Annotated in this window: 18 protein-coding genes, 1 rRNA gene and 1 pseudogene; 11 read left to right on the top strand and 9 right to left on the bottom strand. The window is 72.3% G+C overall.

Annotated elements, in window-relative coordinates; all coding sequences use genetic code 11:
* Positions 1 to 93, top strand: a 5S ribosomal RNA gene (gene rrf, locus AB0G56_RS24180); the annotation flags it as partial.
* 80 nt (positions 94 to 173) lie between these two features.
* Here the strand turns inward: rrf and AB0G56_RS24175 are convergent.
* Genes AB0G56_RS24175 through AB0G56_RS24155 form a run of 5 tightly spaced genes read right to left on the bottom strand, consistent with a single transcriptional unit; the run spans position 174 to position 5,886 of the window.
* A complete protein-coding gene (locus tag AB0G56_RS24175) occupies positions 174 to 1,484 on the bottom strand; it encodes a DUF58 domain-containing protein (RefSeq protein ID WP_360972597.1) in 1,311 nt (436 codons plus the stop codon).
* Complete coding sequence (locus AB0G56_RS24170) at positions 1,484 to 2,473, bottom strand: MoxR family ATPase (RefSeq protein ID WP_360972595.1); 990 nt, start codon at positions 2,471 to 2,473, stop codon at positions 1,484 to 1,486. Before AB0G56_RS24170 ends, AB0G56_RS24175 begins: the two co-directional genes overlap by 1 nt.
* Positions 2,473 to 3,678: a DUF4350 domain-containing protein gene (locus AB0G56_RS24165; RefSeq protein ID WP_360972593.1), complete on the bottom strand. Its 1,206-nt coding sequence runs from the start codon at positions 3,676 to 3,678 to the stop codon at positions 2,473 to 2,475. The genes AB0G56_RS24170 and AB0G56_RS24165 overlap by 1 nt, the downstream gene beginning before the upstream one ends.
* Positions 3,675 to 4,484 carry a DUF4129 domain-containing protein gene (locus AB0G56_RS24160; protein WP_360972591.1) on the bottom strand — a complete coding sequence of 270 codons (810 nt, stop codon included), beginning with the start codon at positions 4,482 to 4,484 and terminating at the stop codon, positions 3,675 to 3,677. The genes AB0G56_RS24165 and AB0G56_RS24160 overlap by 4 nt, the downstream gene beginning before the upstream one ends.
* 4 nt (positions 4,485 to 4,488) lie before the next feature.
* The gene (locus tag AB0G56_RS24155) at positions 4,489 to 5,886 is read right to left on the bottom strand and encodes a glycerophosphoryl diester phosphodiesterase membrane domain-containing protein (RefSeq protein ID WP_360972589.1); all 1,398 of its coding nucleotides are present in this window, start codon (positions 5,884 to 5,886) and stop codon (positions 4,489 to 4,491) included.
* A gap of 140 nt (positions 5,887 to 6,026) precedes the next feature.
* Between AB0G56_RS24155 and mtnA the strand changes: the two genes are divergently transcribed.
* The 7 genes from mtnA to AB0G56_RS24120 all read left to right on the top strand — a co-directional run bounded on the left by mtnA (position 6,027) and on the right by AB0G56_RS24120 (position 15,046).
* The gene (mtnA, locus tag AB0G56_RS24150; RefSeq protein WP_360972587.1) at positions 6,027 to 7,169 is read left to right on the top strand and encodes an S-methyl-5-thioribose-1-phosphate isomerase; all 1,143 of its coding nucleotides are present in this window, start codon (positions 6,027 to 6,029) and stop codon (positions 7,167 to 7,169) included.
* Positions 7,170 to 7,292: 123 nt separating this feature from the next.
* Positions 7,293 to 7,982 (top strand): two-component system response regulator MtrA, encoded by a 690-nt coding sequence (mtrA, locus tag AB0G56_RS24145; protein ID WP_003975799.1) that lies wholly within the window; start codon positions 7,293 to 7,295, stop codon positions 7,980 to 7,982.
* A 1-nt stretch (position 7,983) separates the two neighbouring features.
* The gene (gene mtrB / locus AB0G56_RS24140) at positions 7,984 to 10,080 is read left to right on the top strand and encodes an MtrAB system histidine kinase MtrB (RefSeq protein WP_360972585.1); all 2,097 of its coding nucleotides are present in this window, start codon (positions 7,984 to 7,986) and stop codon (positions 10,078 to 10,080) included.
* On the top strand, positions 10,070 to 11,911 hold the full coding sequence (locus AB0G56_RS24135; RefSeq protein WP_360972581.1) for an LpqB family beta-propeller domain-containing protein: 1,842 nt from the start codon (positions 10,070 to 10,072) through the stop codon (positions 11,909 to 11,911). The genes mtrB and AB0G56_RS24135 overlap by 11 nt, the downstream gene beginning before the upstream one ends.
* 323 nt (positions 11,912 to 12,234) lie before the next feature.
* Positions 12,235 to 13,071 (top strand): ComF family protein, encoded by an 837-nt coding sequence (locus tag AB0G56_RS24130; protein WP_360972579.1) that lies wholly within the window; start codon positions 12,235 to 12,237, stop codon positions 13,069 to 13,071.
* Between the two features lie 323 nt (positions 13,072 to 13,394).
* Positions 13,395 to 14,087 carry a ribosome-associated translation inhibitor RaiA gene (raiA, locus tag AB0G56_RS24125; protein WP_360972577.1) on the top strand — a complete coding sequence of 231 codons (693 nt, stop codon included), beginning with the start codon at positions 13,395 to 13,397 and terminating at the stop codon, positions 14,085 to 14,087.
* Between the two features lie 212 nt (positions 14,088 to 14,299).
* The gene (locus AB0G56_RS24120; protein ID WP_360972575.1) at positions 14,300 to 15,046 is read left to right on the top strand and encodes a response regulator transcription factor; all 747 of its coding nucleotides are present in this window, start codon (positions 14,300 to 14,302) and stop codon (positions 15,044 to 15,046) included.
* A 41-nt stretch (positions 15,047 to 15,087) separates the two neighbouring features.
* Here the strand turns inward: AB0G56_RS24120 and AB0G56_RS24115 are convergent, their stop codons facing one another.
* Positions 15,088 to 16,275, bottom strand: a complete 1,188-nt coding sequence (locus tag AB0G56_RS24115; RefSeq protein WP_360972573.1) for a crosslink repair DNA glycosylase YcaQ family protein — start codon at positions 16,273 to 16,275, stop codon at positions 15,088 to 15,090.
* A gap of 70 nt (positions 16,276 to 16,345) precedes the next feature.
* Entirely contained in the window at positions 16,346 to 16,924 is a 579-nt protein-coding gene (locus AB0G56_RS24110) for a GNAT family N-acetyltransferase (protein WP_360972571.1), read from the bottom strand.
* 276 nt (positions 16,925 to 17,200) lie between these two features.
* Here AB0G56_RS24110 and secA point away from each other — a divergent pair, with 276 nt between their 5' ends.
* Complete coding sequence (secA, locus tag AB0G56_RS24105) at positions 17,201 to 20,017, top strand: preprotein translocase subunit SecA (RefSeq protein ID WP_360972569.1); 2,817 nt, start codon at positions 17,201 to 17,203, stop codon at positions 20,015 to 20,017.
* A 92-nt stretch (positions 20,018 to 20,109) separates the two neighbouring features.
* Here the strand turns inward: secA and AB0G56_RS24100 are convergent.
* Positions 20,110 to 21,766: pseudogene (locus AB0G56_RS24100) on the bottom strand (IS1182 family transposase).
* A 255-nt stretch (positions 21,767 to 22,021) separates the two neighbouring features.
* Positions 22,022 to 22,858 (bottom strand): Rv3235 family protein, encoded by an 837-nt coding sequence (locus tag AB0G56_RS24095; protein ID WP_360972567.1) that lies wholly within the window; start codon positions 22,856 to 22,858, stop codon positions 22,022 to 22,024.
* A gap of 379 nt (positions 22,859 to 23,237) precedes the next feature.
* Here AB0G56_RS24095 and AB0G56_RS24090 point away from each other — a divergent pair, with 379 nt between their 5' ends.
* Together AB0G56_RS24090 and AB0G56_RS24085 are read left to right on the top strand one after the other, a co-directional pair.
* Positions 23,238 to 23,768, top strand: coding sequence for a hypothetical protein (locus AB0G56_RS24090; protein ID WP_360972565.1), 531 nt, complete (start codon positions 23,238 to 23,240; stop codon positions 23,766 to 23,768).
* Positions 23,769 to 23,808: 40 nt separating this feature from the next.
* Positions 23,809 to 24,483, top strand: a complete 675-nt coding sequence (locus AB0G56_RS24085) for an HAD family hydrolase (RefSeq protein WP_360972563.1) — start codon at positions 23,809 to 23,811, stop codon at positions 24,481 to 24,483.
* Positions 24,484 to 24,897 lie beyond the last annotated feature (414 nt).

Below are 24,897 nucleotides of genomic sequence, written 5' to 3'. Positions count from 1 at the left end.
ACGCCCGGTTACATTCCGAACCCGGAAGCTAAGCCTTACAGCGCCGATGGTACTGCAGGGGGGACCCTGTGGGAGAGTAGGACACCGCCGAACAAATTTTAGGGAAAACCCCGCACCTCATGGTGCGGGGTTTTCTGCGTTTTCAGCGCGGTCCGGGCGGCCGGTGCCCGGTGTCAGAGCCGGCCGGTCGCCTTCAGTGCGAGATAAGCATCGGCCAGTGCCGGTGCCAGGTCGTCCGGGATGGCGTCGACGACCGTGACGCCCTGTCGGCGGAGTTGTTCAGCGACGCGGTGGCGTTCTCCTTGGGAACGTGCCGCAGCCGCGGCCTCGTAGACCGCTTCCGCGGTACCGCGGGCGGCGGCCATGCGGGCCACGTACGGATCCGCCGCCGAAGCGACGAGCACCGTGTGCCGTCGGGTGAGCTGGGGGAGGACGGGGAGCAGGCCCTCCTCCACAGGAGCCGCGTCCAGGCTGGTGAGCAGGACGATCAGGGAACGGCGAGGCGCTGTGCGGAGGGCTGTTGCCACCAGTCCTCGGGAGTCCGTCTCGACGAGTTCCGGTTCCAGCGTCGCCATGGCGTTGACCAGGGACGGCAGGAGGTGGCCTGCGGCTCGGCCCTGTACGAGGGTGCGTACCCGGCGGTCGTAGGCGAGCAGGTCGACGCGGTCGCCTGCGCGGGATGCCAGAGCCGCGAGGAGCAGGGCGGCATCCATTGCGGCGTCCAGGCGGGGGGCGTCCCCCACCCGCCCGGCGGAGGTGCGGCCCGTGTCGAGGACCAGGAGGATGTGCCGGTCGCGCTCGGGGCGCCAGGTGCGTACGGCGACCGTGGACTGGCGGGCCGTTGCGCGCCAGTCGATGGAACGGGTGTCGTCGCCGGGCACGTACTCGCGCAGGCTGTCGAATTCGGTGCCCTCGCCGCGGGTGAGGACGCTGGTGCGGCCGTCCAGCTCCCGCAGCCGGGCCAGTTTCGCGGGCAGGTGCTTGCGGCTGGTGAACGGCGGCAGGACGTGGACCGTCCAGGGCACCTTGTGCGTGCCCTGGCGCGAGAAGAGACCCAGGGGGCCGTAGGAGCGGACCGTGATGCGGTCGGCCTGGCGGTCGCCGCGTCGGGTGGGGCGCAGGCGGGTCGTGACGCGGCGGCGTTCGCCGGGCGGCACCGTCAGCCGGTGGCGGGATGCCGTTGTCTCCGTGCCGGGCTGCCAGCTGCTGGGTGGCCAGGCGTCGCGGATCCGGGCACGCAGGGGGCGGCCGGACGGGTTGGTGACGGTGAGGGTGACGTCGGCGGTTTCGTTCAGGCGTACGGAGGTGTCGCCGGTGCGGGTCAGGCCGAGTCGGCGGACCGGTGCGGCGAGGGCGTAGTCGCAGGCGCAGGCGACGGCCAGGGGGGCGTTGACAGCGAGGATGCCCGACCAGCCCGGGTCCCAGATGCCGACGGGCAGGGAGCCGAGGGCTGCGAGGAGGGTGGCGCGTCCGGTCAGAGCCATCAGCGGGGGACCGGGACGTGGGTGAGGATCGCCGTGATCACCGAGTCGGCGGTGACGCCTTCCATCTCGGCCTCCGGGCGCAGTTGTACGCGGTGGCGCAGGGTGGGCAGGGCGAGGGCTTTGACGTCGTCGGGGATGACGTAGTCGCGGCCGGTGAGCCAGGCCCAGGCGCGGGCCGTCGACAGCAGGGCCGTCGCACCGCGGGGCGAGACGCCCAGGGTGAGGGAGGGGGACTCCCGGGTGGCGCGGCAGATGTCGACGACGTAGGCGGCGATCTCGGGGGAGACGGTGGTCTTGGCGATGGCGGCGCGGGCCGCGTCGAGGTCGGCGGGGCCCGCGACGGGGCGTACGCCGGCGGCGCGCAGGTCGCGCGGGTCGAAGCCGGCGGCGTGCCGGGTGAGAACGTCGATCTCGTCCTGCCGCGAGGGCAGGGGAATGGTCAGTTTGAGGAGGAAGCGGTCGAGCTGTGCCTCGGGCAGGGGGTAGGTGCCTTCGTACTCGACCGGGTTCTGGGTGGCGATGACGAGGAAGGGGTCGGGGAGCGGGCGGGGGGTGCCGTCGACGGTGACCTGGCGCTCCTCCATCGCTTCGAGGAGGGACGACTGGGTCTTCGGCGGGGTGCGGTTGATCTCGTCGGCGAGGACGAGGTTGGTGAAGACCGGGCCGGGCTGGAAGGAGAACTGTGTGGTGCGGGCGTCGTAGACGAGGGAGCCGGTGACGTCGCTGGGCATGAGGTCGGGGGTGAACTGGACGCGTTTGGTGTCGAGTTCCAGGGCGGCGGCGAGGGTGCGGACGAGAAGGGTCTTGGCGACTCCGGGAACGCCTTCGAGCAGCACGTGGCCGCGGCAGAGCAGGGCGACGACGAGGCCGGTCACGGCGGGGTCCTGGCCGACCACGGCCTTGGCGATCTCGGCGCGCAGCGCTTCCAGGGAGGACCGGGCGGCGGTCGCGTCCCCGGTGTGCCCGGCGTTGTCAGTGGTCGGGTCCATCATGGACGGCGTACCTCTCTTTCGAGGGCGTCGAGTCGGTCGGCGAGGGAGACGAGGGCCGCGTCGTCGCCGGGCGGCGGGCCGAAGAGGAGGTCGTGCAGGGGCTGTCCGTCGCCGTGGAGGCGGTCGGACAGGGCGGGGAGAAGGGTCTCGGGCGAGTGCGCCTGGGTGGCAGGGATGCCGACGAGGGGGGCGATGCGGGTGCGGGTGGCGGAGCGGAGAGCGGCGGCGGCGCGGTCGCGGGCGTCGACCTTGGCGTAGAGGCGGGCGCGGCCTTCGGTGGTCTCGGAGGCGCGGATCGCGACGGGGAGTTTCTCGGGCACGAGGGGGCCGAACCGGCGTGCCCGCCACAGGGCGGCCAGGGCGGCGGCGATGAAGAGCTGGAGGGTGCCCCAGAGCCAGCCGGAGGGGAGCAGGTCGAAGAAGCTGCGCCGGCCTGTGCTGGAGGCCGAGTCGTCGGTGAGTGAGGGGAGGTACCAGATCAGATGGTGGTGGGAGCCGAGGAGTTGGAGGGCGAGCGAGGCGTTGCCCTGCTGGTCGAGGCGGTTGTTGTAGAGGATGTCGGGCGCGCCGAGGAGGACGGTGTCGCCGCCCGCGTCCTGCGGGATGCGCAGGAGGGTGGGCAGGCCGTCGCTGGGGTAGCAGGCGTCGGCTGTGCGCAGGGGGGTGGTGTAGCGGATGCCGTCGCCCAGTTCGGCGGTGCCGGCGCGGCGAGCGGCGGGCAGGGGGCAGCCGGGTTCGAGGGCGGTGTCGAATCCGGGTGCGGGGTCGGCGGTGACGCCGGGGGCCAGGCGGTCGAGGGACGGGGTGCCGGCCGCGACCAGGACCGTGCGTGTGCCGGAGGGGGCGAGTGCGGTGTGCAGCCGGGTCTGCTGGTCGTGGGTCAGCAGGTCGGGGGCGGTGACGAGCAGGGTGGTGTCGGGGCCGGCCGCGGTGCGTGCCTCGTCGAGGCTGGTGACGACGCGTGTGGTCACCCGGTGGTCGGCGAGGAGGGCGGCGACGGCGCGGCTGCCGTAGGGGTCGGCGGAGCGCGGGTCGAGCCGGCCGTGCTGGTCGCCGGAGCGCAGCGCGGCGATGGTGACGGCCGCGGCGAGGAGGAGGACGAGCGCGAGCAGGACGCCGCGCGCGCGGGTCCACGTCCGGCGGGCGGTGGGGGTGGCCGAGGTGGTCGCGCGCGGGGCCGTGGTGGTGGCCTCGGTGGTCATCCGGCGGCTCCCCGGTCTGCTTCCTGCTGGGTGGTGGGGGTGGTGCTCGGGGTGCTGTGGGTGAGCTGGGGCCGGGTGCGTTCCAGGTCGCGGTCGAGTTCGGCGATGCGGTGGTACGCCGGTGCGGTGGCTTGCCGGTCGCCGTACGTGACGTCGTCGAAGTCCCGGGCGGCGGTGTGCAGCCGGTCGCTGTGGGCGGGCAGGGTACGGCCGGCCTCGGCCGCGGCCTCGTCGGCGGTGCGGCCGGGGCGGGCGTCGAGGAGGGTGCGTTCCTCCAGGGAGCGGACGATGGCGCGCATGCGTTCCTGGACGGCCTGGTTCCAATGGCCCTGGGTGGCGTGGGCCTCGGCGGCGGCGCGGTGTTCGGCGGCGGTGCGGGGGCGGTCGTCGAACAGGGTGGGCGCGGAGGTGGGCCGGCGGTGCGGGGTGCCGAGGCGCCACCACAGGGCGCCCAGTACGGCGAGTACGGCCAGGATGACGACGACGAGGCCGACGGGTCCGCCGGGGGTGGCGCCGGAGGCCGAGTCGAAGAGTTTGCCGAGCCAGTCCCAGAGGTGGTCGAGGGCGCGTTGCAGCAGGCCGGGTTCGTTCTCGTGGTACATCCGCTTGGAGAGTTCGCGGCGGGCGGCCTCGCGCGCGGGGTCTCGTGGGACGGTCACCGGGGGTTCGCCGCCCGTGCCCGTGCCCGACGCGGCCAGGGTGGCGGCGTGCCCGGCGTGGAGGAGGGCGCGCAGGGTCCCTTCGGCGTGGTCGGCCGCGTGCGGCAGCGTGGGCGGCGCTGTGAGAACTCCCCCCGGTAGGCTCACGGCATCAGCTCCCCGAGGCGGGTGTGCCGGAGCCGTGGCCCTGGACGCCCGCGGCGCGAGCCAGTTCGAGGTCGAGGCCCTCGCGGCGGATGCGCTGGTCGATGTAGAGGAGCACGGTGACACCGGCCGTGATCGGGAACTTGATCATGGAGCCGATCACCGACCCGACCCCCGCGATGACGAGGTACGTCCAGCCGAGGCGGCTGCTGCCCTCCAGGAGGCCGGAGATGCCGCCGTCGCTGAACGCGGTGGCGATGATGCTGAAGGGGATGACGATGATCGCCGAGATGATGTTCACGATGAGCGCGGTCAGCAGCTGGATGCCGAACATCCGCCACCAGGAGCCGCGGACCAGCTTGGCGGAGCGGCCCATCGCCTTCTTGACGCCCTGCTTCTCGAGCATCAGGGCGGGCGAGGCGAGGGAGTAGCGCACCGCCAGCCAGATGGCGACCACACCGGCGCCCAGCGCGCCGAGGACGGCGATCGCGGTGCCCCCGGCAGGGGATCCGGCGGCGGCGATGAGGATGCCGGGGACCGTGCCCACGGCGAAGACGCCGAGGCAGATGACCAGCAGCAGAAGGATCAGGCCGAGCAGCTGGGGGATCTGGGGGCGGGCGTCGCGCCAGGCTTCGCGGATGGTGACGGGCTTGCCGAGCACGGCGCGGCTGGTGACCGTGGTGAGCAGCGCGGTGGCCAGGACGGTGCCGATGATGCCGACGACGAAGAGGATGCCGGAGCCGAGCAGGCCGTCGCCCATGGCGCGCAGCAGTTCCCGCGGGCTGGCGTTGGGGTCGTCGAGTGCGGCGTTGTCGACGATGTCGTTCAGGGCCAGGCGCTGCACGAGGATGACGGCGATCTGGGTGACGACGGCGATGACCAGGGAGATGCCGAGCGCGGTGCGCCAGTGGGTGCGCATCGTGGAGACCGCGCCGTCGAGGATCTCGCCCAGTCCGAGCGGGCGCAGCGGGATCACTCCGGGCTTGGCCGCGGGCGGGGGGCCGCCCCAGCCGGCTCCCCAGGCGCCGTAACCCCCGGGACCGTATCCGCCGGGACCGCCGTAGCCCCCGGGGCCTCCGTGTCCGCCCCCGGGACCGCCGTAGCCTCCGCCGGCGGGCGGCGGGGTGCCCCAGCCGGGGCCGGGGGGAGGCGGCGGGGTCGCCTGGCCCGGGCCCGGTGCCGGGGCGGCCGAGGGCCCGGTGGGCGCGGACCACTGGCCGGCCGGTGGCTGCTCCTTGGACCACTTCACGCCGGGGCCCTGCGGCTGTGCGCCCGGCTGGTCCGCGGGTTGCGCGGGCGGTGCGGTGTCGGGGCGGCCCGCGGCGTCGGCAGGGCCGGACGCGCCGGGCTCCTGCCCGTCGGACGGGGCGGATCCGGGCGAGGCCCAGCCCGGAGTGTCGTTCATCATCGCTCCTTCACGGTGCCCGTCCGCGGTCGCGGCGGCAGGTTGGCTGCCATCGTGCCATGGGGTGGTGTTCGGGTGACCTGCCGCGGTGGGGGCTGCGCGCCTTCCATTGTCCGAGGGATACGGGGAACACTGACGGCATGGCTGATCAGTACGCGCAGACCCGCGAGGACAACCGGCCGCCGGGGATTCCCGCCCTCCGCTGGGAGGAGCCTCCCGAGGGGCCGGTGCTGGTGCTCCTCGATCAGACGAGGCTGCCCGCCGAGGAGGTCGAGCTGGTGTGCACGGACGCGCCCGCGCTGGTGGAGGCGATCCGGTCGCTGGCCGTGCGTGGGGCGCCGTTGCTCGGCATCGCCGGGGCGTACGGTGTCGCGCTCGCCGCCGCGCGCGGTTTCGACGTGGACGACGCCGCCGACGCCCTGGCGGGGGCGCGGCCCACCGCGGTGAACCTCTCCGTGGGCGTGCACCGGGCGCGGTGCGCCTATCACACGGCGCTGGCCGAGACCGGTGACCCGCTGCTGGCCGCTCCGGCGGCGCTGGCGGCGGCGCAGCGGCTGCACCGGGAGGACGCGCGGGCCAGCGCGCGGATGGCCGAGCACGGGCTGGCGCTGCTGGACGAGCTGCTGCCCGGTGGCGGCCACCGGGTGCTCACGCACTGCAACACCGGGTCGCTGGTGTCGGGCGGGGAGGGGACGGCGTTCGCGGTGGCGCTGGCGGCGCACCGGGCGGGCCGGCTGCGCAGGCTGTGGGTGGACGAGACCCGGCCGTTGTTTCAGGGGGCGCGTCTGACGGCGTACGAGGCGGCGCGCAACGACCTGGCGTACACGCTGCTCACCGACAACGCGGCCGGGTCGCTGTTCGCGGCGGGGGAGGTGGACGCGGTGCTGATCGGTGCGGACCGGATCGCGGCGGACGGGTCGGTGGCGAACAAGGTGGGCAGTTATCCGCTCGCGGTGCTCGCCCGCTACCACCACGTGCCGTTCATCGTGGTCGCGCCGGTGACGACGGTGGACGAGAAGACGGCGGACGCGGCGTCCATCGAGGTCGAGCAGCGGCCGGGGTACGAGGTGACGGAGCTGATCGCCCCGCAGGTCCCGGTGACGGGAGCCGGCGGGGGCATTCCGGTGGCGCCGCTGGGCACGCAGGCCTACAACCCGGCGTTCGACGTGACCCCGCCGGAGCTGGTGACCGCGATCGTCACCGAGCAGGGCACAGTGTCGCCGGTGACAGCGGAGGGGCTGGCCGAGCTGTGCGCGCGGGCGCGGCAGGCGGCGGCGGGGTAGGCGCCGGGGCGTCGGCATCGTGCCCGTTCCCGGGCGAGGGCAGACAGTGACGGCTCCGTACGACTATCGTCACAGGCCAGTGAGCTGTCTCACCTGGATCTTCGCCACCGTTACAAGAATGGGATGATGTCGTTCATGAAGGGACGAGTCCTTGTCGTCGACGACGACACCGCACTGGCCGAGATGCTCGGAATCGTGCTGCGTGGCGAGGGTTTCGAGCCGTCTTTCGTAGCCGACGGCGACAAGGCGCTGGCCGCTTTCCGGGAGACCAAGCCCGATCTGGTGCTGCTCGACCTGATGCTGCCCGGCCGGGACGGCATCGAGGTCTGCCGCCTGATCCGGGCCGAGTCCGGCGTGCCGATCGTGATGCTGACCGCCAAGAGCGACACCGTGGATGTCGTCGTGGGCCTGGAGTCGGGGGCCGACGACTACATCGTCAAGCCGTTCAAGCCGAAGGAGCTGGTCGCCCGGATCCGGGCGCGGCTGCGCAGGTCGGAGGAGCCCGCCCCGGAGCAGCTCGCCATCGGTGACCTGGTCATCGACGTGGCCGGGCACTCGGTGAAGCGGGACGGGCAGTCGATCGCGCTGACGCCGCTGGAGTTCGACCTGCTGGTCGCGCTCGCCCGCAAGCCGTGGCAGGTGTTCACGCGCGAGGTGCTCCTGGAGCAGGTGTGGGGCTACCGCCACGCGGCGGACACCCGCCTGGTGAACGTGCACGTCCAGCGGCTGCGCTCCAAGGTCGAGAAGGACCCGGAGAAGCCGGAGATCGTGGTGACCGTCCGCGGTGTCGGCTACAAGGCCGGACCCAGCTGACATGTCCGGGGACAGCGCCGCTTCGGCGCCCGGGCGCACCGGGTCCCGCGTGAAGCGGCCTGTCGGCCGGAAGAGCGCGGGTTCCCGTTGGGGGCGTCTCCTGGAGGGCGGGCTGCTGCACGGCGGCGTGCAGGGCAGCCCGGTCCTGCGTCTGCTGCTGCGCTGGGTGCGCCGGCCGCTGCTGCCCGTCATGCGGCTGTGGCGGCGCAACATCCAGCTCAAGGTCGTCGCCACCACGCTGCTGATGTCGCTGGGCGTCGTGCTGCTGCTGGGTTTCGTCGTCATCGGGCAGGTGCGCAACGGGCTGCTGGACGCCAAGGTCAAGGCGTCGCAGAGCCAGGCGACCGGCGGGTTCGCGGTGGCCAAGCAGCGGGCCGACGAGGCGGCGAGCGGCACCGGCGACGACGCGACGGGCACTCCCGCGGACGGGCACTCCTCGCAGAACGTCATCTCGTGGATGAGTGAGCTGGTGTCGTCGCTCTCCAGCGGCGGTCAGGGCGCCTTCGACGTGGTCACGCTCCCGGCGGATGAGGACAGCGCCGGGGGGCGCGGGCCGCGCGCCTCCGGCCAGGTGGATCCGACCGTGAGCGTCCCCGAGGACCTGCGGGCCCGGATCAACGGCAGCATGACCGCCGCGCAGAGCTACACGCGCATCGTCTACAAGGACACCGACAAGCAGCCCCAGCCCGCCCTTGTCATCGGCAAGCAGGTCAACGACCCCAACGGGCACCCGTACCAGCTGTACTACCTCTTCCCGCTCACCCAGGAGGAGAAGTCGCTCAGCCTGGTGAAGGGGACCCTGGCCACGGCCGGCCTCTTCGTCGTCGTCCTGCTCGGGGCGATCGCCTGGCTCGTGGTGCGCCAGGTGGTCACGCCGGTGCGGATGGCCGCGGGGATCGCCGAGCGGCTGTCGGCGGGGCGGCTGCAGGAGCGGATGAAGGTCACCGGCGAGGACGACATCGCGCGTCTGGGCGAGGCCTTCAACAAGATGGCGCAGAACCTCCAGCTGAAGATCAACCAGCTGGAGGACCTGTCGCGGATGCAGCGCCGGTTCGTCTCCGACGTCTCGCACGAGTTGCGTACGCCGCTGACGACCGTACGGATGGCCGCCGACGTCATCCACGAGGCGCGCGAGGACTTCGACCCGGTCACGGCGCGGTCGGCGGAGCTGCTTCTCGATCAGGTGGACCGGTTCGAGTCGCTCCTGTCCGACCTGCTGGAGATCAGCCGTTTCGACGCGGGCGCGGCGGCGCTGGAGGCCGAGCCGGTCGACCTGCGCGAGGTGGTGCGGCGGGTGGTCAGCGGTGCCGAACCGCTCGCGGACCGCAAGGGCACGCGCATACGCGTCGCCGGCGACCAGCAGCCCGTCGTCGCCGAGGTCGACGCCCGGCGCGTGGAGCGGGTCCTGCGCAACCTCGTCGTCAACGCCGTCGAGCACGGCGAGGGACGGGACGTCGTCGTCAGGCTCGCCGCGGCGGGCGGCGCGGTCGCGGTCGCGGTGCGCGACTACGGCGTCGGACTCAAGCCGGGCGAGGCCACCCGGGTCTTCAGCCGCTTCTGGCGGGCCGACCCGGCACGCGCGCGTACCACCGGCGGCACGGGCCTCGGGCTGTCGATCGCCCTGGAGGACGCCCGGCTGCACGGGGGCTGGCTGCAGGCGTGGGGCGAGCCGGGCGGCGGTTCGCAGTTCCGGCTGACGATACCGAGGACGGCGGACGAGCCGCTGCGGGGCTCGCCGATACCCCTGGAGCCCAAGGACTCGCGGCGCAACAGGGGAGTCGACGAGGCCGGTGCGGTGCGCGGCGGCAAGCGGGCCACCGTGCCCGTGCAGGCGGCCGGTGACCGCGGCGCGGCGCAGGGCCGGGACCCGATAGCGGGCCGGCCGACCGCGGCGGCCCCCACGGCCGACCCGACGGCGCTGCCGGGCAGCGGCGCGCGCGTGGTGCCCCGGCAGGCCCCGGGCACGCGGCGGCAGGACGCCACACCGACCGCCGAGGCCGCCGGTACGGCGGAGGAACGTGCGGGCGGGGGCGCGGACCCGGAGGACGCCGGGGCGCAGGGCACGCAGGAGCAAGGGGAGGCATTTCGTGGGCGCTGACCGCGAGGGGGGCGCGCGGCGTCGGCCGATGCGCGCGGTGGCGTGCGCCGCCTGGGGGATCCTTCTGCTGGCCGGGTGCGCCTCGATGCCCGACAGCGGGGACCTGCGGGACGTGGAGTCCACTCCGCGTCAGGACACCGAGGTACGGGTGTTCGCCATGCCGCCCCGGGAGAACGCCCCGCCGGCGGAGATCGTGCAGGGTTTCCTGGAGGCGCTGACGAGTGACGACCCGCAGTACGCGACGGCCCGGCAGTACCTGACGACGGCGGCCTCGCGGAAGTGGCGGCCGGAGTCGTCGACGACCGTGCTCGCCGACGGGTGGGACATCGAGGCCGACCGTGCCACGGCGCACGAGGACAGCGGTGACTACGCGTTCACGCTCTCCGGCAGCAAGGTGGCCCGGGTGGACGCGCAGCAGTCGTACATGCCGCTCGACGGCCGCTACAGCCAGTCCGTGCACCTCACGCGCGACCGGAAGTCCGGGCAGTGGCGCATCGACACTCCGCCGCAGGGCGTCCTGATGGGCCGGTCGGACTTCCAGCGCAACTACCTGCCCGTCAACAAGTACTACTTCGCCTCGAACGCGCCGGCCGGGACCGGACGGCCGGCGACGGCGGTCGCCGATCCCGTGTACGTACGCCAGCGGGTGGACGCGATGACGCACGTGGTCCGCTCGGTGCTCAGCGGGCCGACGCGGTGGCTGGACCGGGTGGTCAGGTCGAGCTTCCCGACCGGGACGGCACTGCGCAAGGACGTCACCGGGCTGTCGCCCGACGACCAGAACAGACTGACGGTGCCGCTGAACCTGAAGGCGTCGGCCGTCGACGACCAGAGGTGCTGGGACATGGCGGCCCAGGTGCTGTTCACGGTGCAGAACCTGACGCCCACGGTCGAGACGGTGGCGCTCCAGGGCAGTGACGGGAGCACGCTGTGCACGCTCGGCGCGGACCGGGCCCGGACCGTCGCCACGCGGGGGCCGGTGAAGCGGCCCGAGTACCTGTACTTCCTGGACGACAAGCGCAGGCTGGTGCGGATCCTCGGCGGCAGCGCCGGGACGAGCGTGGAACCGGTGCCGGGTGGCCTGGGCGAGGGCGCGCAGAGGTTCAGCTCGGCGGCTGTGTCATGGGACGAGCGCACCGCCGCGGGCGTCGGCAACGACCGGAAGGACCTGTTCGTGGCGTCGCTGTCGCAGGGTGGCGCGCTCGGCAACGCGGTGCTGCGCAGCAACGGCAAGACCGAGGACGACCGGCTGACGCCGCCCAGCTGGGACGCCCACGGCGACCTGTGGGTGGCCGACCGCGATCCGGCCCGGCCGCGGCTGATGGTGCTGGAACAGGGCACGGGTGAACCGATCGAGGTGGCGGTCCCTGGTCTGGACGGACGTGTCGACGCGGTGCGGGTGGCTGCCGACGGTGTGCGTGTCGCGCTGCTCGTGCAGCACAAGGACGGCACCGAGTCCCTGCTCATCGGGCGCATCGAGCGGGACGGCAGGAGCGGCGAGCGGCCGGCGGTGTCGGTGCTCGGACTGCGTTCGGCGGCGCCCGACATGGAGGACGTCACCGCCATGTCGTGGGCGGGGGACAGCCGGCTCGTGGTGGCCGGGCGGGAGCAGGGGGGCGTGCAGACGATGCGGTACGCCCAGGTCGACGGTTCCACGCCGGACATCCCGGCGCCCGCCGCGCTCACGGGGGTGAAGTCGATCGCCGCCTCCGAGGACGAGCGGCTGCCGCTGGTGGCGTACTCGGCGGCCGACGGGCTCGTGCGGATGTCGTCCGTGGCGCAGTGGCAGAAGGTGGTCAAGGAAGGGGCGGCGCCCGTCTACCCGGGGTGAGCGGAGCTTGGTGCCGGGACGGGCGGGGTCGGGTGCCCGGGTCGGGGCAGCCCGTGGGCGTGGGGCTCGGTGCCCGGGTCGGGGTAGCCCGTGGGCGCGGGGCTCGGTGCCCGGGTCGGGGGATTGCTGTCCGGGGTGGTGCGGGGTTTGTGTCCTTCCCTCTGCCTCGTGTCCTTCTTCCCTCGTGTCCTTTCCTTCTGTCCTTCTCTCCTTCCCTCGTGCGGGTGAAGCTCTGATCGTCGTGGGCGGAGTTGTCCACAGGGCGGCGCGGTCCGTTGTCCACAGGGGTGGCGGGGCCGGTGCGGGGTGGGCACAGTGGAGCCATGCGCGGGTGGTGGCAGGACCTCACCGACCTGGTACTGCCGGCCGAGTGCGGAGGCTGCGGCAGGCCGCGCACGATGCTCTGCCCCCGGTGCCGTGCCGTCCTCGGCGGGGCCGCGCCGCGCCGGGTGCGTCCGGTGCCGGAGCCGCCCGGCCTGCCGGCCGTGCACGCGGCGGCTCCGTACGCGGACGAGGTCAGGGCGGCCCTCCTCGCCCACAAGGAGCGCGGCGCGCTGGCCCTCGCGGGTCCGCTGGGCACGGCCCTGGCGGGCGCCGTGCGGGCGGGGGTGCGGGCAGCGACCGGGACACGGGAGGCGGCCGGGGGTTCCACCGGGCCGGTGCTGCTGGTGCCGGTGCCGTCGGCGCGCGGTGCCGTGCGGGCCAGGGGGCACGATCCGGTGCGGCGGATCGCGCGCGCGGCAGCCGGTGAGCTGCGCCGGTCGGGGTTGCCGGCCCGGGCACTGGCCGTGCTGCGTCAGCGGCGGGTCGTGGCCGACCAGTCGACGCTGGGCTCCCGGCAGCGGCTGGAGAACCTGGCCGGTGCGCTCCAGGTGGCCACGGGCGGGGAGCGGTTGCTGCGGGAGGGGGCCGTCGTGCTGGTCGACGACCTGATGACGACGGGTGCCTCGCTGATGGAGGCCGCACGTGCCGTGCGGACAGCCGTGTACGCGGCGCGGGCCTGGGAAGGGATGGGGGAACGGAAGCCGGTATCAGGCCGGAAGGAGGGGAACCCGGTGTACAGCACATCGGAATTGGCGGATGCCCGCGGCGCCGGTGACGTGATCTGTGCGGCCGTCGTGGCGGCTTCTCCGGATTCCTTCGAAATGAACCGGAACTGACAGTGGGCGGGGGTCGTTGCAGGTAATGACGGGGATAATTCACCTGGACGGAGGTACGCCGCGGTAGAGGGTGACGCCGTCCCGCCGAGCGAGATATGTTCGGGTGGTGAGGGAAAGGCGCAGGCCGTTCCCCTCATATCCGAATGCCGTGCTGCGGGTGTGCGAGTTTTTCGCAATCATCCGTACCGGCAGGGTGGAGATCTCGCCCGCGGGGAAGGGGAGGTGGACGTCACCGAGTCCGAGGTTCCGGACCCGACCGGAACCGGGTGCGAAAGGGAGATGCTCCGCCGCCGAAGCGGAGCGATCCGGGAACGGAGTTCTGCGTGGACATCGTCGTCAAGGGCCGCAAGACAGAGGTGCCCGAGCGGTTCCGCAAGCACGTGGCCGAGAAGCTGAACCTGGAGAAGATCCAGAAGCTCGACGGCAAGGTGATGAGCCTCGACGTCGAGGTGTCCAAGGAGCCCAACCCCAGGCAGGCCGACCGTTGCGACCGAGTGGAGATCACGCTCCGCTCCCGCGGTCCGGTGATCCGGGCGGAGGCAGCGGCCAGCGATCCGTACGCGGCGCTCGACCTCGCCGCGGAGAAGCTGGGGGCCCGGCTGCGCAAGCAGCACGACAAGCGTTTCTCGCGCCGAGGTGCCCGCCGTATCCCCGCGGCGGAGGTCGCCGACCACGTCCCGGGCGCCGCCACGCTGAACGGCAACGGGCTGACCGCCGCGGAGGAAGCGGCGGGCCAGGTGCCCACGAAGAAGGTCGGATCGCTGGAGGTGCAGGGGGACGGTCCCCTCGTCGTCCGCGAGAAGACCCACGTCGCCTCTCCGATGACCCTCGACCAGGCTCTCTACGAGATGGAGCTGGTCGGGCACGACTTCTACCTGTTCGTCGACTCCGAGACCAAGGAACCCAGCGTCGTCTACCGGCGGCACGCCTACGACTACGGCGTGATCCACCTCAGGACGGACACGATGGTGGCCCAGGAGAGCTCCCCCGAGGCGGGCGGCACCCTGGGCGGCTGACGACCCGCCAGGCCCGTCGGCTGAGCCGGTGCCCCTGGAGTGCGCGGGTGCGCCCCCAGGGGCACCGGCGTGCGACCCCTTCGCGCACCGCTTGGTCACCTCGGTAGCGGCCGGACATGGAATCATGGCCGCAACGGCCCAACGGCTGGGCTGTTGCCTCGGGTTGGCCACGGCACCGCATGCCCGGCCACAGCCTCAGGGGGAGGAAAACGATGACGGACAGCTTCGGACCGATGCGGGAGGTGGGCGCCGACCGCGACGTCGTCGGCATGGGCCCGGGCGCGGGCACCTCCCGCGTGGAGCCGATCAGAGTCCTGGTCGTGGACGACCACGCCCTCTTCCGCCGCGGCCTGGAGATCGTGCTCGCCGCCGAGGAGGACATCCAGGTCGTCGGCGAGGCGGGCGACGGCGCCGAGGCCGTGGACAAGGCCGCCGACCTGCTGCCCGACATCGTGCTGATGGACGTACGGATGCCCCGGCGCGGCGGGATCGAGGCGTGCACCTCGATCAAGGAGGTCGCCCCCAGCGCGAAGATCATCATGCTGACGATCAGCGACGAGGAGGCCGACCTCTACGACGCGATCAAGGCGGGCGCGACCGGTTACCTCCTCAAGGAGATCTCCACGGACGAGGTGTCCACCGCCATCCGCGCGGTGGCCGACGGCCAGTCGCAGATCAGCCCCTCCATGGCGTCGAAGCTGCTCACCGAGTTCAAGTCGATGATCCAGCGCACCGACGAACGCCGCCTCGTCCCCGCCCCCCGGCTGACCGACCGGGAACTGGAAGTCCTCAAGCTCGTCGCGACGGGGATGAACAACCGGGACATCGCCAAGGAGTTGTTCATCTCCGAGAACACCGTGAAGAACCACGTCCGCAACATCCTGGAGAAGCTGCAGCTGCACTCCAGGATGGAGGCGGTGGTGTACGCGATGCGGGAGAAGATCCTCGAGATCCGCTGAGCGGGCTGAACCGGCTTATCGGCGGACCGGCTGGAACGCGCTCAGCGCAGCGCGGCGGTCAGCGCCCGGGTCACCTCCCGGGTGAGGGGCTCGCGCAGGTCCGGAGCGTCGACCCGCTCCACGCGCACCTGCGTGGCGCCCACCCAGCTCGCCGCCTCGACCAGTGCCTGGGCCACCGCGGTGACCGCCTTGGGGCCCTCCAGGGTGACCTGTCTGGCCACCAGCGCGGCCCCCTGCCGGGCCGGGTCCACCCGCCCGACCAGTCGGCCGCCCGCCAGCACCGGCATCGCGAAGTAGCCGTGGATCCGCTTCGGCTTGGGGACGTAGGCCTCCAGGCGGTGGGTGAAGCCGAAGATCCGCTCGGTGCGCGCCCGGTCCCAGATCAGGGAGTCGAAGGGGGACAGCAGTGTGGTGCGGTGGCGTCCGCGCGGGGGCGTCGCCAGGGCCGCCGGGTCCGCCCAGGCCGGTTTGGACCAGCCCTCCACCGTGACCGGGACCAGACCGGAGTCGTCGATCACCGATTCGACCTGCTCGTTCTTGAGCCGGTGGTAGTCGGCGATGTCCGCACGGGTGCCCACGCCGAGGGACTGGCCGGCCAGCCGGACCAGGCGGCGCAGGCACTCGGTGTCGTCGAGTTCGTCGTGCAGCAGGGCCGGGGGGACGGCGCGCTCGGCGAGGTCGTACACCCGCTTCCAGCCGCGGCGCTCGACGCAGACCACTTCCCCGTACATCAGGGCGCGCTCGACGGCGACCTTGGTCCCGGACCAGTCCCACCACTCGCTGGTGCGTTTGGCGCCGCCCAGTTCCGTCGCCGTCAGCGGGCCTTCCTCGGCCAGCTGTTTGATCACCTGGTCGTAGGTGCCGTCGGGGAGCTGGTGGTTCCAGTGCGGGCGGTCGCGGTAGGCGCGGCGGCGGAAGGCGAAGTGGGGCCACTCCTCGATGGGCAGGACGCAGGCGGCGTGCGACCAGTATTCGAAGGCGTGCGTGCCGCTCCAGTAGGCCTGCTCGACGCTCTGGCGGTCGACGGCGCCGAGCCGGGCGTAGGGGATGAGTTCGTGCGAGCGGGCGAGGACCGAGATGGTGTCCAGCTGGACCGCGCCGAGGTGGCGCAGGACGCCCCGCACGCCGGATTTCCGGTCGGGGGCGCCGAGGAGACCCTGGGCGCGCAGGGCGATACGGCGGGCTTCGTCCGCCGAGAGGGCGACGGTGGGACGCGGGACGGTCGTCATGGTCCGCACGATAGGGGCCGGCACTGACAGCCGGGTTTGACCTGGGCGTTCGCCGGTGGACCGGCAGGGCCTAGGAGGACCGGGCGGGCAGGTAGGGCGCCGTCGAGGCCAGTTCCAGGTCCGAGGGGAGCAGGGAGCCCACCCAGCAGTCCCGTCGTACGCCCTTGTTGTCGAGCGCCGAGCGCAGGGTGCCCTCGACGGTGAACCCCGCACGTTCGGCCACCGCGCGGGAGGCCGTGTTGCCGACCTCGGCCCGCCACTCCAGCCGGTCCACGGCGAGCTGGGTGAAGGCCCAGCGGGCCACGGCACGGGACGCCTCGGTGACGTAGCCGTGGCCGCGGTGCTCCTTGGTGCCCCAGAAGCCGATCTCGGCCTCGCTCGGGGAGCGCCGGGTGATCCCCAGCACGCCCACGAGATCGTCCGAGGGTTCGGGGAGGAAGAGCCCGAAGGTGAACATCGAGCCGTCGGCCCAGCCGTCGGGCACCATCTGCTCGGTGAAGCCGCGCGCGTGCTCGTACAGATAGGGAGAGGGAATCGTGGTCCAGCGCTGGATGTCGGGGTCCTGCGCGGCGGCGTACACGGCGTCGGTGTCCTTCGGGCCGAGGGTGCGCAGGACGAGGCGGCCGGTGGTGAGCGTCACGGGTTCCATCGGCCGATTCTGCTCAAAGACCGCGCGCGACGCCATGGTGTTTCCCCGTGCGTGAGCGTGCGGTCACGATTCGCGCAATTCCCGGGGAGAACGCGGCACCATCCGCGCCCCCCGTCCGTTGTCCCCTTTGAAGGCGACGCGAAGCGCAGTGCGAGGAGTGCCCTCGCGGCAGGCACTCCCGGCTGGGCGGGGTCCTCGCATACGATGGCCGTTGCTCAGTCAAGTCAAATGGAACCCCGACCGTCCCAGGCCCGACCGGCAAGGAGACCAACCCCCGTGTCCGTCCTCTCGAAGATCATGCGTGCAGGCGAAGGCAAGATCCTGCGCAAGCTGCACCGCATCGCGGGCCAGGTCAACTCCATCGAAGAGGACTTCGTCGACCTCTCCGACGCCGAGCTGCGGGCCCTCACCGATGAGTACAAGCAGCGGTACGCCGATGGCGAGAGCCTGGACGACCTGCTGCCCGAGGCGTTCGCCACCGTTCGCGAGGCGGCCAAGCGCGTCCTGGGCCAGCGGCACTACGACGTGCAGATGATGGGCGGCGCCGCCCTGCACATGGGGTATGTCGCCGAGATGAAGACCGGTGAGGGCAAGACGCTCGTCGGCACCCTGCCCGCCTATCTCAACGCCCTCTCCGGAGACGGCGTCCACATCGTCACGGTCAACGACTACCTGGCCGAGCGCGACTCCGAGATGATGGGCCGCGTCCACAAGTTCCTGGGCCTGGACGTCGGCTGCATCCTCGCCAACATGACGCCGGCCCAGCGCCGCGAGCAGTACGCCTGCGACATCACCTACGGCACGAACAACGAGTTCGGCTTCGACTACCTGCGCGACAACATGGCCTGGTCGAAGGACGAACTGGTACAGCGCGGCCACAACTTCGCCATCGTCGACGAGGTCGACTCCATCCTCGTCGACGAGGCCCGCACACCGCTGATCATCTCCGGCCCGGCCGACCAGGCCACCAAGTGGTACGGCGACTTCGCCAAGCTGGTCACCCGCCTGAAGAAGGGCGAGGCGGGCAACCCGCTCAAGGGTCTGGAGGAGACCGGCGACTACGACGTCGACGAGAAGAAGCGCACGGTCGCCATCCACGAGGCCGGTGTCTCCAAGGTCGAGGACTGGCTGGGCATCGACAACCTCTACGAGTCGGTGAACACCCCGCTCGTCGGTTACCTGAACAACGCCATCAAGGCGAAGGAACTGTTCAAGAAGGACAAGGACTACGTCGTCATCGACGGCGAGGTCATGATCGTCGACGAGCACACCGGCCGTATCCTCGCCGGCCGCCGCTACAACGAGGGCATGCACCAGGCGATCGAGGCGAAGGAAGGGGTGGACATCAAGGACGAGAACCAGACGCTCGCCACGATCACCCTGCAGAACTTCTTCCGCCTCTACAACAAGCTCTCCGGCATGACCGGTACGGCGATGACCGAGGCCGCCGAGTTCCACCAGATCTACAAGCTCGGCGTGGTCCCGATCCCGACCAACAGGCCGATGGTCCGCATGGACCAGTCGGACCTGATCTACCGCACCGAGATCGCCAAGTTCGAGGCGGTCGTCGACGACATCGCGGAGAAGCACGAGAAGGGCCAGCCGATCCTGGTCGGCACCACCTCGGTCGAGAAGTCCGAGTACCTCTCGCAGCAGCTCAGCAAGCGCGGCATCCAGCACGAGGTGCTCAACGCCAAGCACCACGAGCGTGAGGCGTCGATCGTCGCCCAGGCCGGCCGCAAGGGCGCCGTGACGGTCGCGACGAACATGGCCGGCCGTGGTACGGACATCAAGCTCGGCGGCAACCCCGAGGACCTCGCCGAGGCGGAGCTGCGCCAGCGCGGCCTCGACCCCGAGGAGCACATCGAGGAGTGGGCGGCGGCCCTGCCCACCGCCCTGGAGAAGGCCGAGCAGGCCGTCAAGGCGGAGAAGGACGAGGTCGAGAAGCTCGGCGGCCTCTACGTGCTGGGCACCGAGCGGCACGAGTCGCGCCGGATCGACAACCAGCTGCGCGGCCGCAGCGGCCGTCAGGGCGACCCGGGCGAGTCCCGCTTCTACCTCTCGCTGGGCGACGACCTGATGCGCCTGTTCAAGGCCCAGATGGTCGAGCGCGTGATGTCCATGGCCAACGTCCCGGACGACGTGCCCATCGAGAACAAGATGGTCACCCGCGCGATCGCCTCCGCCCAGTCGCAGGTCGAGCAGCAGAACTTCGAGACCCGTAAGAACGTCCTGAAGTACGACGAGGTCCTCAACCGCCAGCGCGAGGTCATCTACGGCGAGCGCCGCCGCGTCCTGGAGGGCGAGGACCTGCACGAGCAGGTGCAGCACTTCATGGACGACACCATCGACGCCTACGTCCAGGCGGAGACCGCCGAGGGCTTCCCGGAGGACTGGGACCTCGACCGGCTGTGGGGCGCCTTCAAGCAGCTCTACCCGGTGAAGGTCACCGTCGAGGAGCTGGAGGAGGCGGCCGGAGACCGCGCGGGGCTGACCGCCGAGTTCATCGGCGACTCCATCAAGGACGACATCCGCGAGCAGTACGAGGCGCGTGAGACGCAGCTCGGCTCCGAGATCATGCGTGAGCTGGAGCGCCGGGTGGTCCTCTCCGTGCTCGACCGCAAGTGGCGCGAGCACCTCTACGAGATGGACTACCTCCAGGAGGGCATCGGCCTGCGCGCGATGGCGCAGAAGGACCCGCTGGTCGAGTACCAGCGTGAGGGCTTCGACATGTTCTCCGCGATGATGGACGGCATCAAGGAGGAGTCCGTCGGCTACCTGTTCAACCTGGAGGTCCAGGTCGAGCAGCAGGTCGAGGAGGTCCCCGTCGAGGAAGAGGCGCCGTCCCTGGAGAAGGCGCCGCAGGACGCGGTGCCCGCGCAGGCGGGTGCGCGTCCGGAGATCCGCGCGAAGGGCCTGGACGCGCCGCAGCGGCGTGACCTGCACTTCTCGGCGCCGACCGTGGACGGGGAGGGCGGTGTCGTCGAGGGCGAGTTCGCCAGCGACGACGAGCCGGTGCGGTCCGAGTCCGACGGCCTCACGCGCGCGGAGCGCCGCAAGCAGGCGAAGAGCGGCCGCCGCCGCAAGAAGTGACACCGGCTCCGCGTGAGCCGGAGCCGGACGAAGGGCCGGGCGCCTGCTGGGACGCTGTTGGCTAATTCGGGCCTTGTTGCTTCGCCCCGTCGTTATGCGGCGGGGCGGAGCGCTGCCAGGTGGCTGGTTCGGGTGCGGGCTCGGGGTTTGTCGGCGAGCCAGGCGTCGATGCGGATGAGGTTGACGGCGGCGCCGGTGAGCTGATGCTGGAGGCTGGTCTTTGGCAGGCCGCAGTAGCGGGATCTGCGCAGGTCACAGGCTTGTACTCCTTGGGAGATGGTCCCTTCGGCCCCGGCACGGATCTTGTAGCGGTCCTTCCACGCGTCGGTTTCCTGGAGTTGCCGGGCCTGGTGAAGGGCCTCGTATTCGTGGCGGGGCCGGAGGCTGATCTCCCGGCGCTGAGCTTTTGGGGAACTCACGCAGTCCCGCAGCTTGGGGCAGATACGGCAGTGGGCAGGGGAGAAACGGACCCGGATCACGGGGAGCTGTTCTTCCGAACGGCGCAAGGCCCATTGGGTGCTGGTGATCCCGTTCGGGCAGGTCACATGCTGGTTGTCCCAGTCGATGGTGAGGGCGTCCTGTCCGTAGGCGCCCTCACCACGGGCCTGGGAGACGGCGGTCACCGGCGGCAGTGGTCCGTGCAGGGCCACGCCGTGGTCGCTGCGGGCAGCGGCCAGAGCACTGGAGTTGGCATACCCGGTGTCAACCCAGTGCTCGTCCGGCAGCAGGCCGCGTTCGGCGAGGCCGGCATGGACGACGGCGGCCATCCGGTCGTCGGAGACAGTGGCGACGGTGGTGGTCACGTTCGTGACCAGGTGCACGGCATCGGAGTCACACGTCTCGGTGAGATGGACCTTGTAGCCATCCCACATCGTGTCGCGTTTGACGCTGCCACGGGTCGTCGATGTCATACGGGGTGACCAGGCGCTTCGCGCCCGGCGGCCGGTCTTTTGGGTCCCGCCGTTCCACGTCGCCCTCCACCAGGTGGAAGTGCTGGACCCACACCTGCCGCAGAATCCCGACCTCCGGCAGTTTCCGCAGTCCTGGTGGCGCGTCGTCTGCCCAGACCATGCGCAGCAGACGCATGCCGTCCGTCCCGATCCGTCGGCCCACCTCGACGCGCTTGGTGTGGGCTTTGGGGAAGCGGGAGTCCTCGATCCGGGTCGCGTAGTGCTTGAACCAGTCCGGCACAGCATGTTCCTTCAGCCACTCCGGCTCCGCGCGGGCCACCGTGTTCAGCGCCGCCCGGAAGGTCTCGCCTACCAGCTCCAGCCAGTTCAGCTCGCGTGCCGAGGAGAGCACATGCGTGGAGTCGGTCCGTGCCTTCCCGCCAGCCTTGACCAGTCCCCGTTCCTGAGCCGCGACCAGGATCGCGTCCAGCACAGTCCGCCCGGCGTCCCCGCCGACCAGACGGTCCCTGAACTCCGAGAGCACCGAGAAGTCGAAGCCGGGATCGGCCAGCTCCAGCCCCAGCGCGAACTTCCAGTCGATCCGGGCCCGCACCGCCTCAGCGGCCTGCCGGTCGGTCAATCCCTCAACGAACTGCAGCACCAGCACCATCGCCAGACGCCCCGGCGACCAGGCACGTTTCCCCCGCACCGGGAACAGCCCCGCGAACTGCTCGTCGGTGAACAGCACCCCCAGCTCATCCCGGACACGGATCGCCAGACTGCTCTTCGGGAAAGCCGCCCGCGCCACCCGCACCGTCTCCACCGGGATCTCCCCCGGCTCCCGCGGCTGCATCGACATCGACACCCTCCCCGTACGACAACGTCGGCTCCCAAGACCACAACAAGGTCTTGGGAGCCGACGTCGCGCGAAGGCCGGGATTAACCAACAGCGTCCCGGCTGGTGCCCGGCCCTTCGGCATGCCCCGCCCAGGGGCTCCGCCGAGGCCCTTGAGGAGGGGCTGGGCGGTCCTGGCCCCGGGTCCCGCGCGCGGAGGCCGGATTCTGTGCGCGGAGGGCCGGGCAGGCCGCTGGGTGGCCCCGGGGCCGGGCTCTCTCACTCCTCCCTGAGGCCGGAGCCGCGGGGGAGGCCCAGCTCCACCGCGGTGCAGCGCCAGCGGCGGTCCCGGCCCCGTTCGAGGCGGAAGGCCATGGCACGCAGTTGGCGGCCGGCGCCGATGCGGGCGAAGACCTCCAGGGCGCCGGGGTGGGGCTCGTAGTAGCCGATGTCGCGGACCACGGGCCGGGCGCCGCGGGCCCGCAGGGGGCCTCGTTCGGCGAGGCGGACCAGTTCGTCGTAGGCCTGGCCCGCGGTGTGCCGGAGCATCCAGTGGACGGGCCGCTGGCCGCTCAGCACGGCGAGGAGCCGGTCGGCGAAGAGGTCGGTGGTGGCTGGGTCGGTGACGGCCGGAGGGGTGACGGAAGCGGTGGCGGGAGTGGCGGCGACGGCCGAGGCGGTGGCGACGGCCGAGGCGGTGGCGACGGCCGAGGCGGTGCGCTGAGCGGCGCCAGGACCCTCGATGCCACTCCGGCTCTGGATGTCCCCCGGGCCGTCGATGCTGCCGCTCCGGCCCTGGACGCCACCCGGGCCCTCGATGCCGCCCCGGCCTCCGATGGCACGTCGGCCCCCGATGCCGCCCAGTTCTTCGGTGCCGTGCGGGACGGAGGCCGTCGCGCGGGGGTGGCCCGGCGCGGTGGGCGGGCGGTTGTCCGCGGGGCCGGTGCGGGCGGGCCCGCTACCCCGGGGGGAGCCGGGCGGACGGCCGTCGTTCGCGGTGCGGGCCGGGCTTCCGCCCGGCGTGCGCGGCGGGGCGCCGCCGGGGCGGCGGGCGTCGCGGCGGCCGGGCGGGCGAGTGCCGGGGCGGCGCTGCGCCCTGGTCATGACCTTGTTCATGCGTCCCCGTTCTCGGTGTGGTCTGGCGTGCGCCGTGGACGTGCGGGCCGCCGGTCGTGCGGGCCCGCTGTACCGAGCAGTAACTTCCTGCTGGGGATCTTGTACGGGACGCGGTTCGGCGGAGGCAAGGAAGGTCCCGTCCGGGTCGGTGGCCGACGGGATTCACCTATCCGGGTGACACCGGAAGGTCGCGCCCCTGGAATTCCGGGGCGGAACAGGGGTGCACCGGGTGAACCGAGGGGCGTGCGGTGGACGCGTGGGCAGGCGCGGCCGGGGACACGAAAGGGGACCCCCGCACGTATCCTGAAGGCCGTCCGGGTGGCCTCTCCAGGGTCTTCCGGCGCCCCGCGGAGCCCTCCGACCACGAAAGCGGCCAGCCATGCGCGTCTACGTCCCCCTGACCCTCCCCGGGCTCGCCGAGGCCTACGCGGCGGGGGAGCTGGGGGCACCGGCACAGCCGCTCGTCGCCTACGCCGTCACACCCGCGCTGCGCGAGTGGTACCTCTCCGACGACCTGGAGGAACTGGAGTACGCCGCGCTCAGCCGGGCCGCCCTTGCCTCGCTGCGGCTGCTGGCCATGGACCCGGGCGCACCGCGCCGCCGGACCGTGGTGGCCGTGGACGTCCCCGACGGCGCGGTGAGCGGCGACCCGGACCGGGGCCTGGACCCCGCCGCGCTCGGCGAGGTCCGGGTGAGCGGGGCCGTCCCGCTGGCCGACGCGGCGGCGGTGCACATCGACGCGGACGACGCGGAGGCGGACGTGACGGCGGCGGCGCAGGCGCTGGGGGCGGCGGACACCGGCGACGACGACGCGCAGTTCGTCGTCGACGGCGCCGAGGACCACGAGCTGCTGTGGTTCGCCACGCAGGAGATCCCGAACCTGGTCGGGCCGGGCGACGGCGGTTCCTGACCCGGTCCGGTTGTCAGTGGCGGCGGGTAGGTTCTCCGGTATGGGGATGCAGTCAGGTGCGCACATCGTCTGGGACTGGAACGGCACGCTGTTCCACGACAACGACGCGATCATCGGCGCGACGAACGCGGCCTTCGCCGAACTCGGCATGGAGCCGATCACGCTGGAGCGGTACCGCGCGCTGTACTGCGTACCGGTGCCGAAGTTCTACGAGCGGCTGATGGGGCGGCTGCCCACGGACGCCGAGTGGCGGCTGATGGACGACGCCTTCCACCGGCACTACAGCGTGCACCGGAATCGCTGCGGGCTCACCGAGGGCGCGGTGGAACTGCTGACGGGATGGACGTCGGCCGGGCACAGCCAGTCGATCCTCAGCATGTACGGCCACGAGGAGCTGGTCCCGCTGGTGCGGGGGTTCGGGATAGAGACGCACTTCCTGCGCGTCGACGGGCGCAGGGGGCCCTCCGGCGGCAGCAAGGCCGAGCACATGGTGCGGCACCTGGGCGCGCTGGCCGAGACGGTCGACCCCGCGCGCACGGTGGTGATAGGCGACGCGGCCGACGACGCGCTGGCCGCGCGGCACGCTGGGGCGCGTGCGGTGCTGTACACCGGGGGGTCGCACAGCCGGGACAGTCTGGAGGGGGCCGGCGCTCCGGTGGTGGACACGCTCCGGGACGCGGTCACCGAGGCGCAGCGCCTCGCGACGGCGGCGTGACGCGGTCGCCGGCGGGCTCTTGGCGGCGCCGGGCCGCGTGACGCGGCAGGGCAGGCCGGCCTGCAGGGGGCCTGCAGGGCCGTGTGACAGCCGTGGCGCCGTCCCCGTTGCCGGGTGACAGCCGCCAGCTGCCCCGGGCCTTGCCCGTGTCGCGTGACAGCCGCCGGGCAGCCCGGGACGTCGCCCTCGGCGCGTGACAGTCGCCAGCGCCCCCTGACAGCCTCGCCGTCGCCGTGCGGTGGCGGCCGGACGACCCTGACCTCGCTCCGACCTCCGTGGCTGCCACCAGCGCCTCCGGCAGCCTCGCCGTCGCCGTGCGGTGGCGGCCGGACAGCCCGGGCCTCGCCCCGACCCCCGTGGCAGCCGCCGGACGCCTCGGGACCTCGCCCCGGTCGTGTGACAGCCGCCAGGCCT

The organism is Streptomyces sp. NPDC021356 (assembly GCF_040641015.1).
GTDB lineage: Bacteria > Actinomycetota > Actinomycetes > Streptomycetales > Streptomycetaceae > Streptomyces.
Note: the sequence above shows the minus strand (reverse complement) of the source record. Positions and strands in the feature narration are given on the sequence as shown.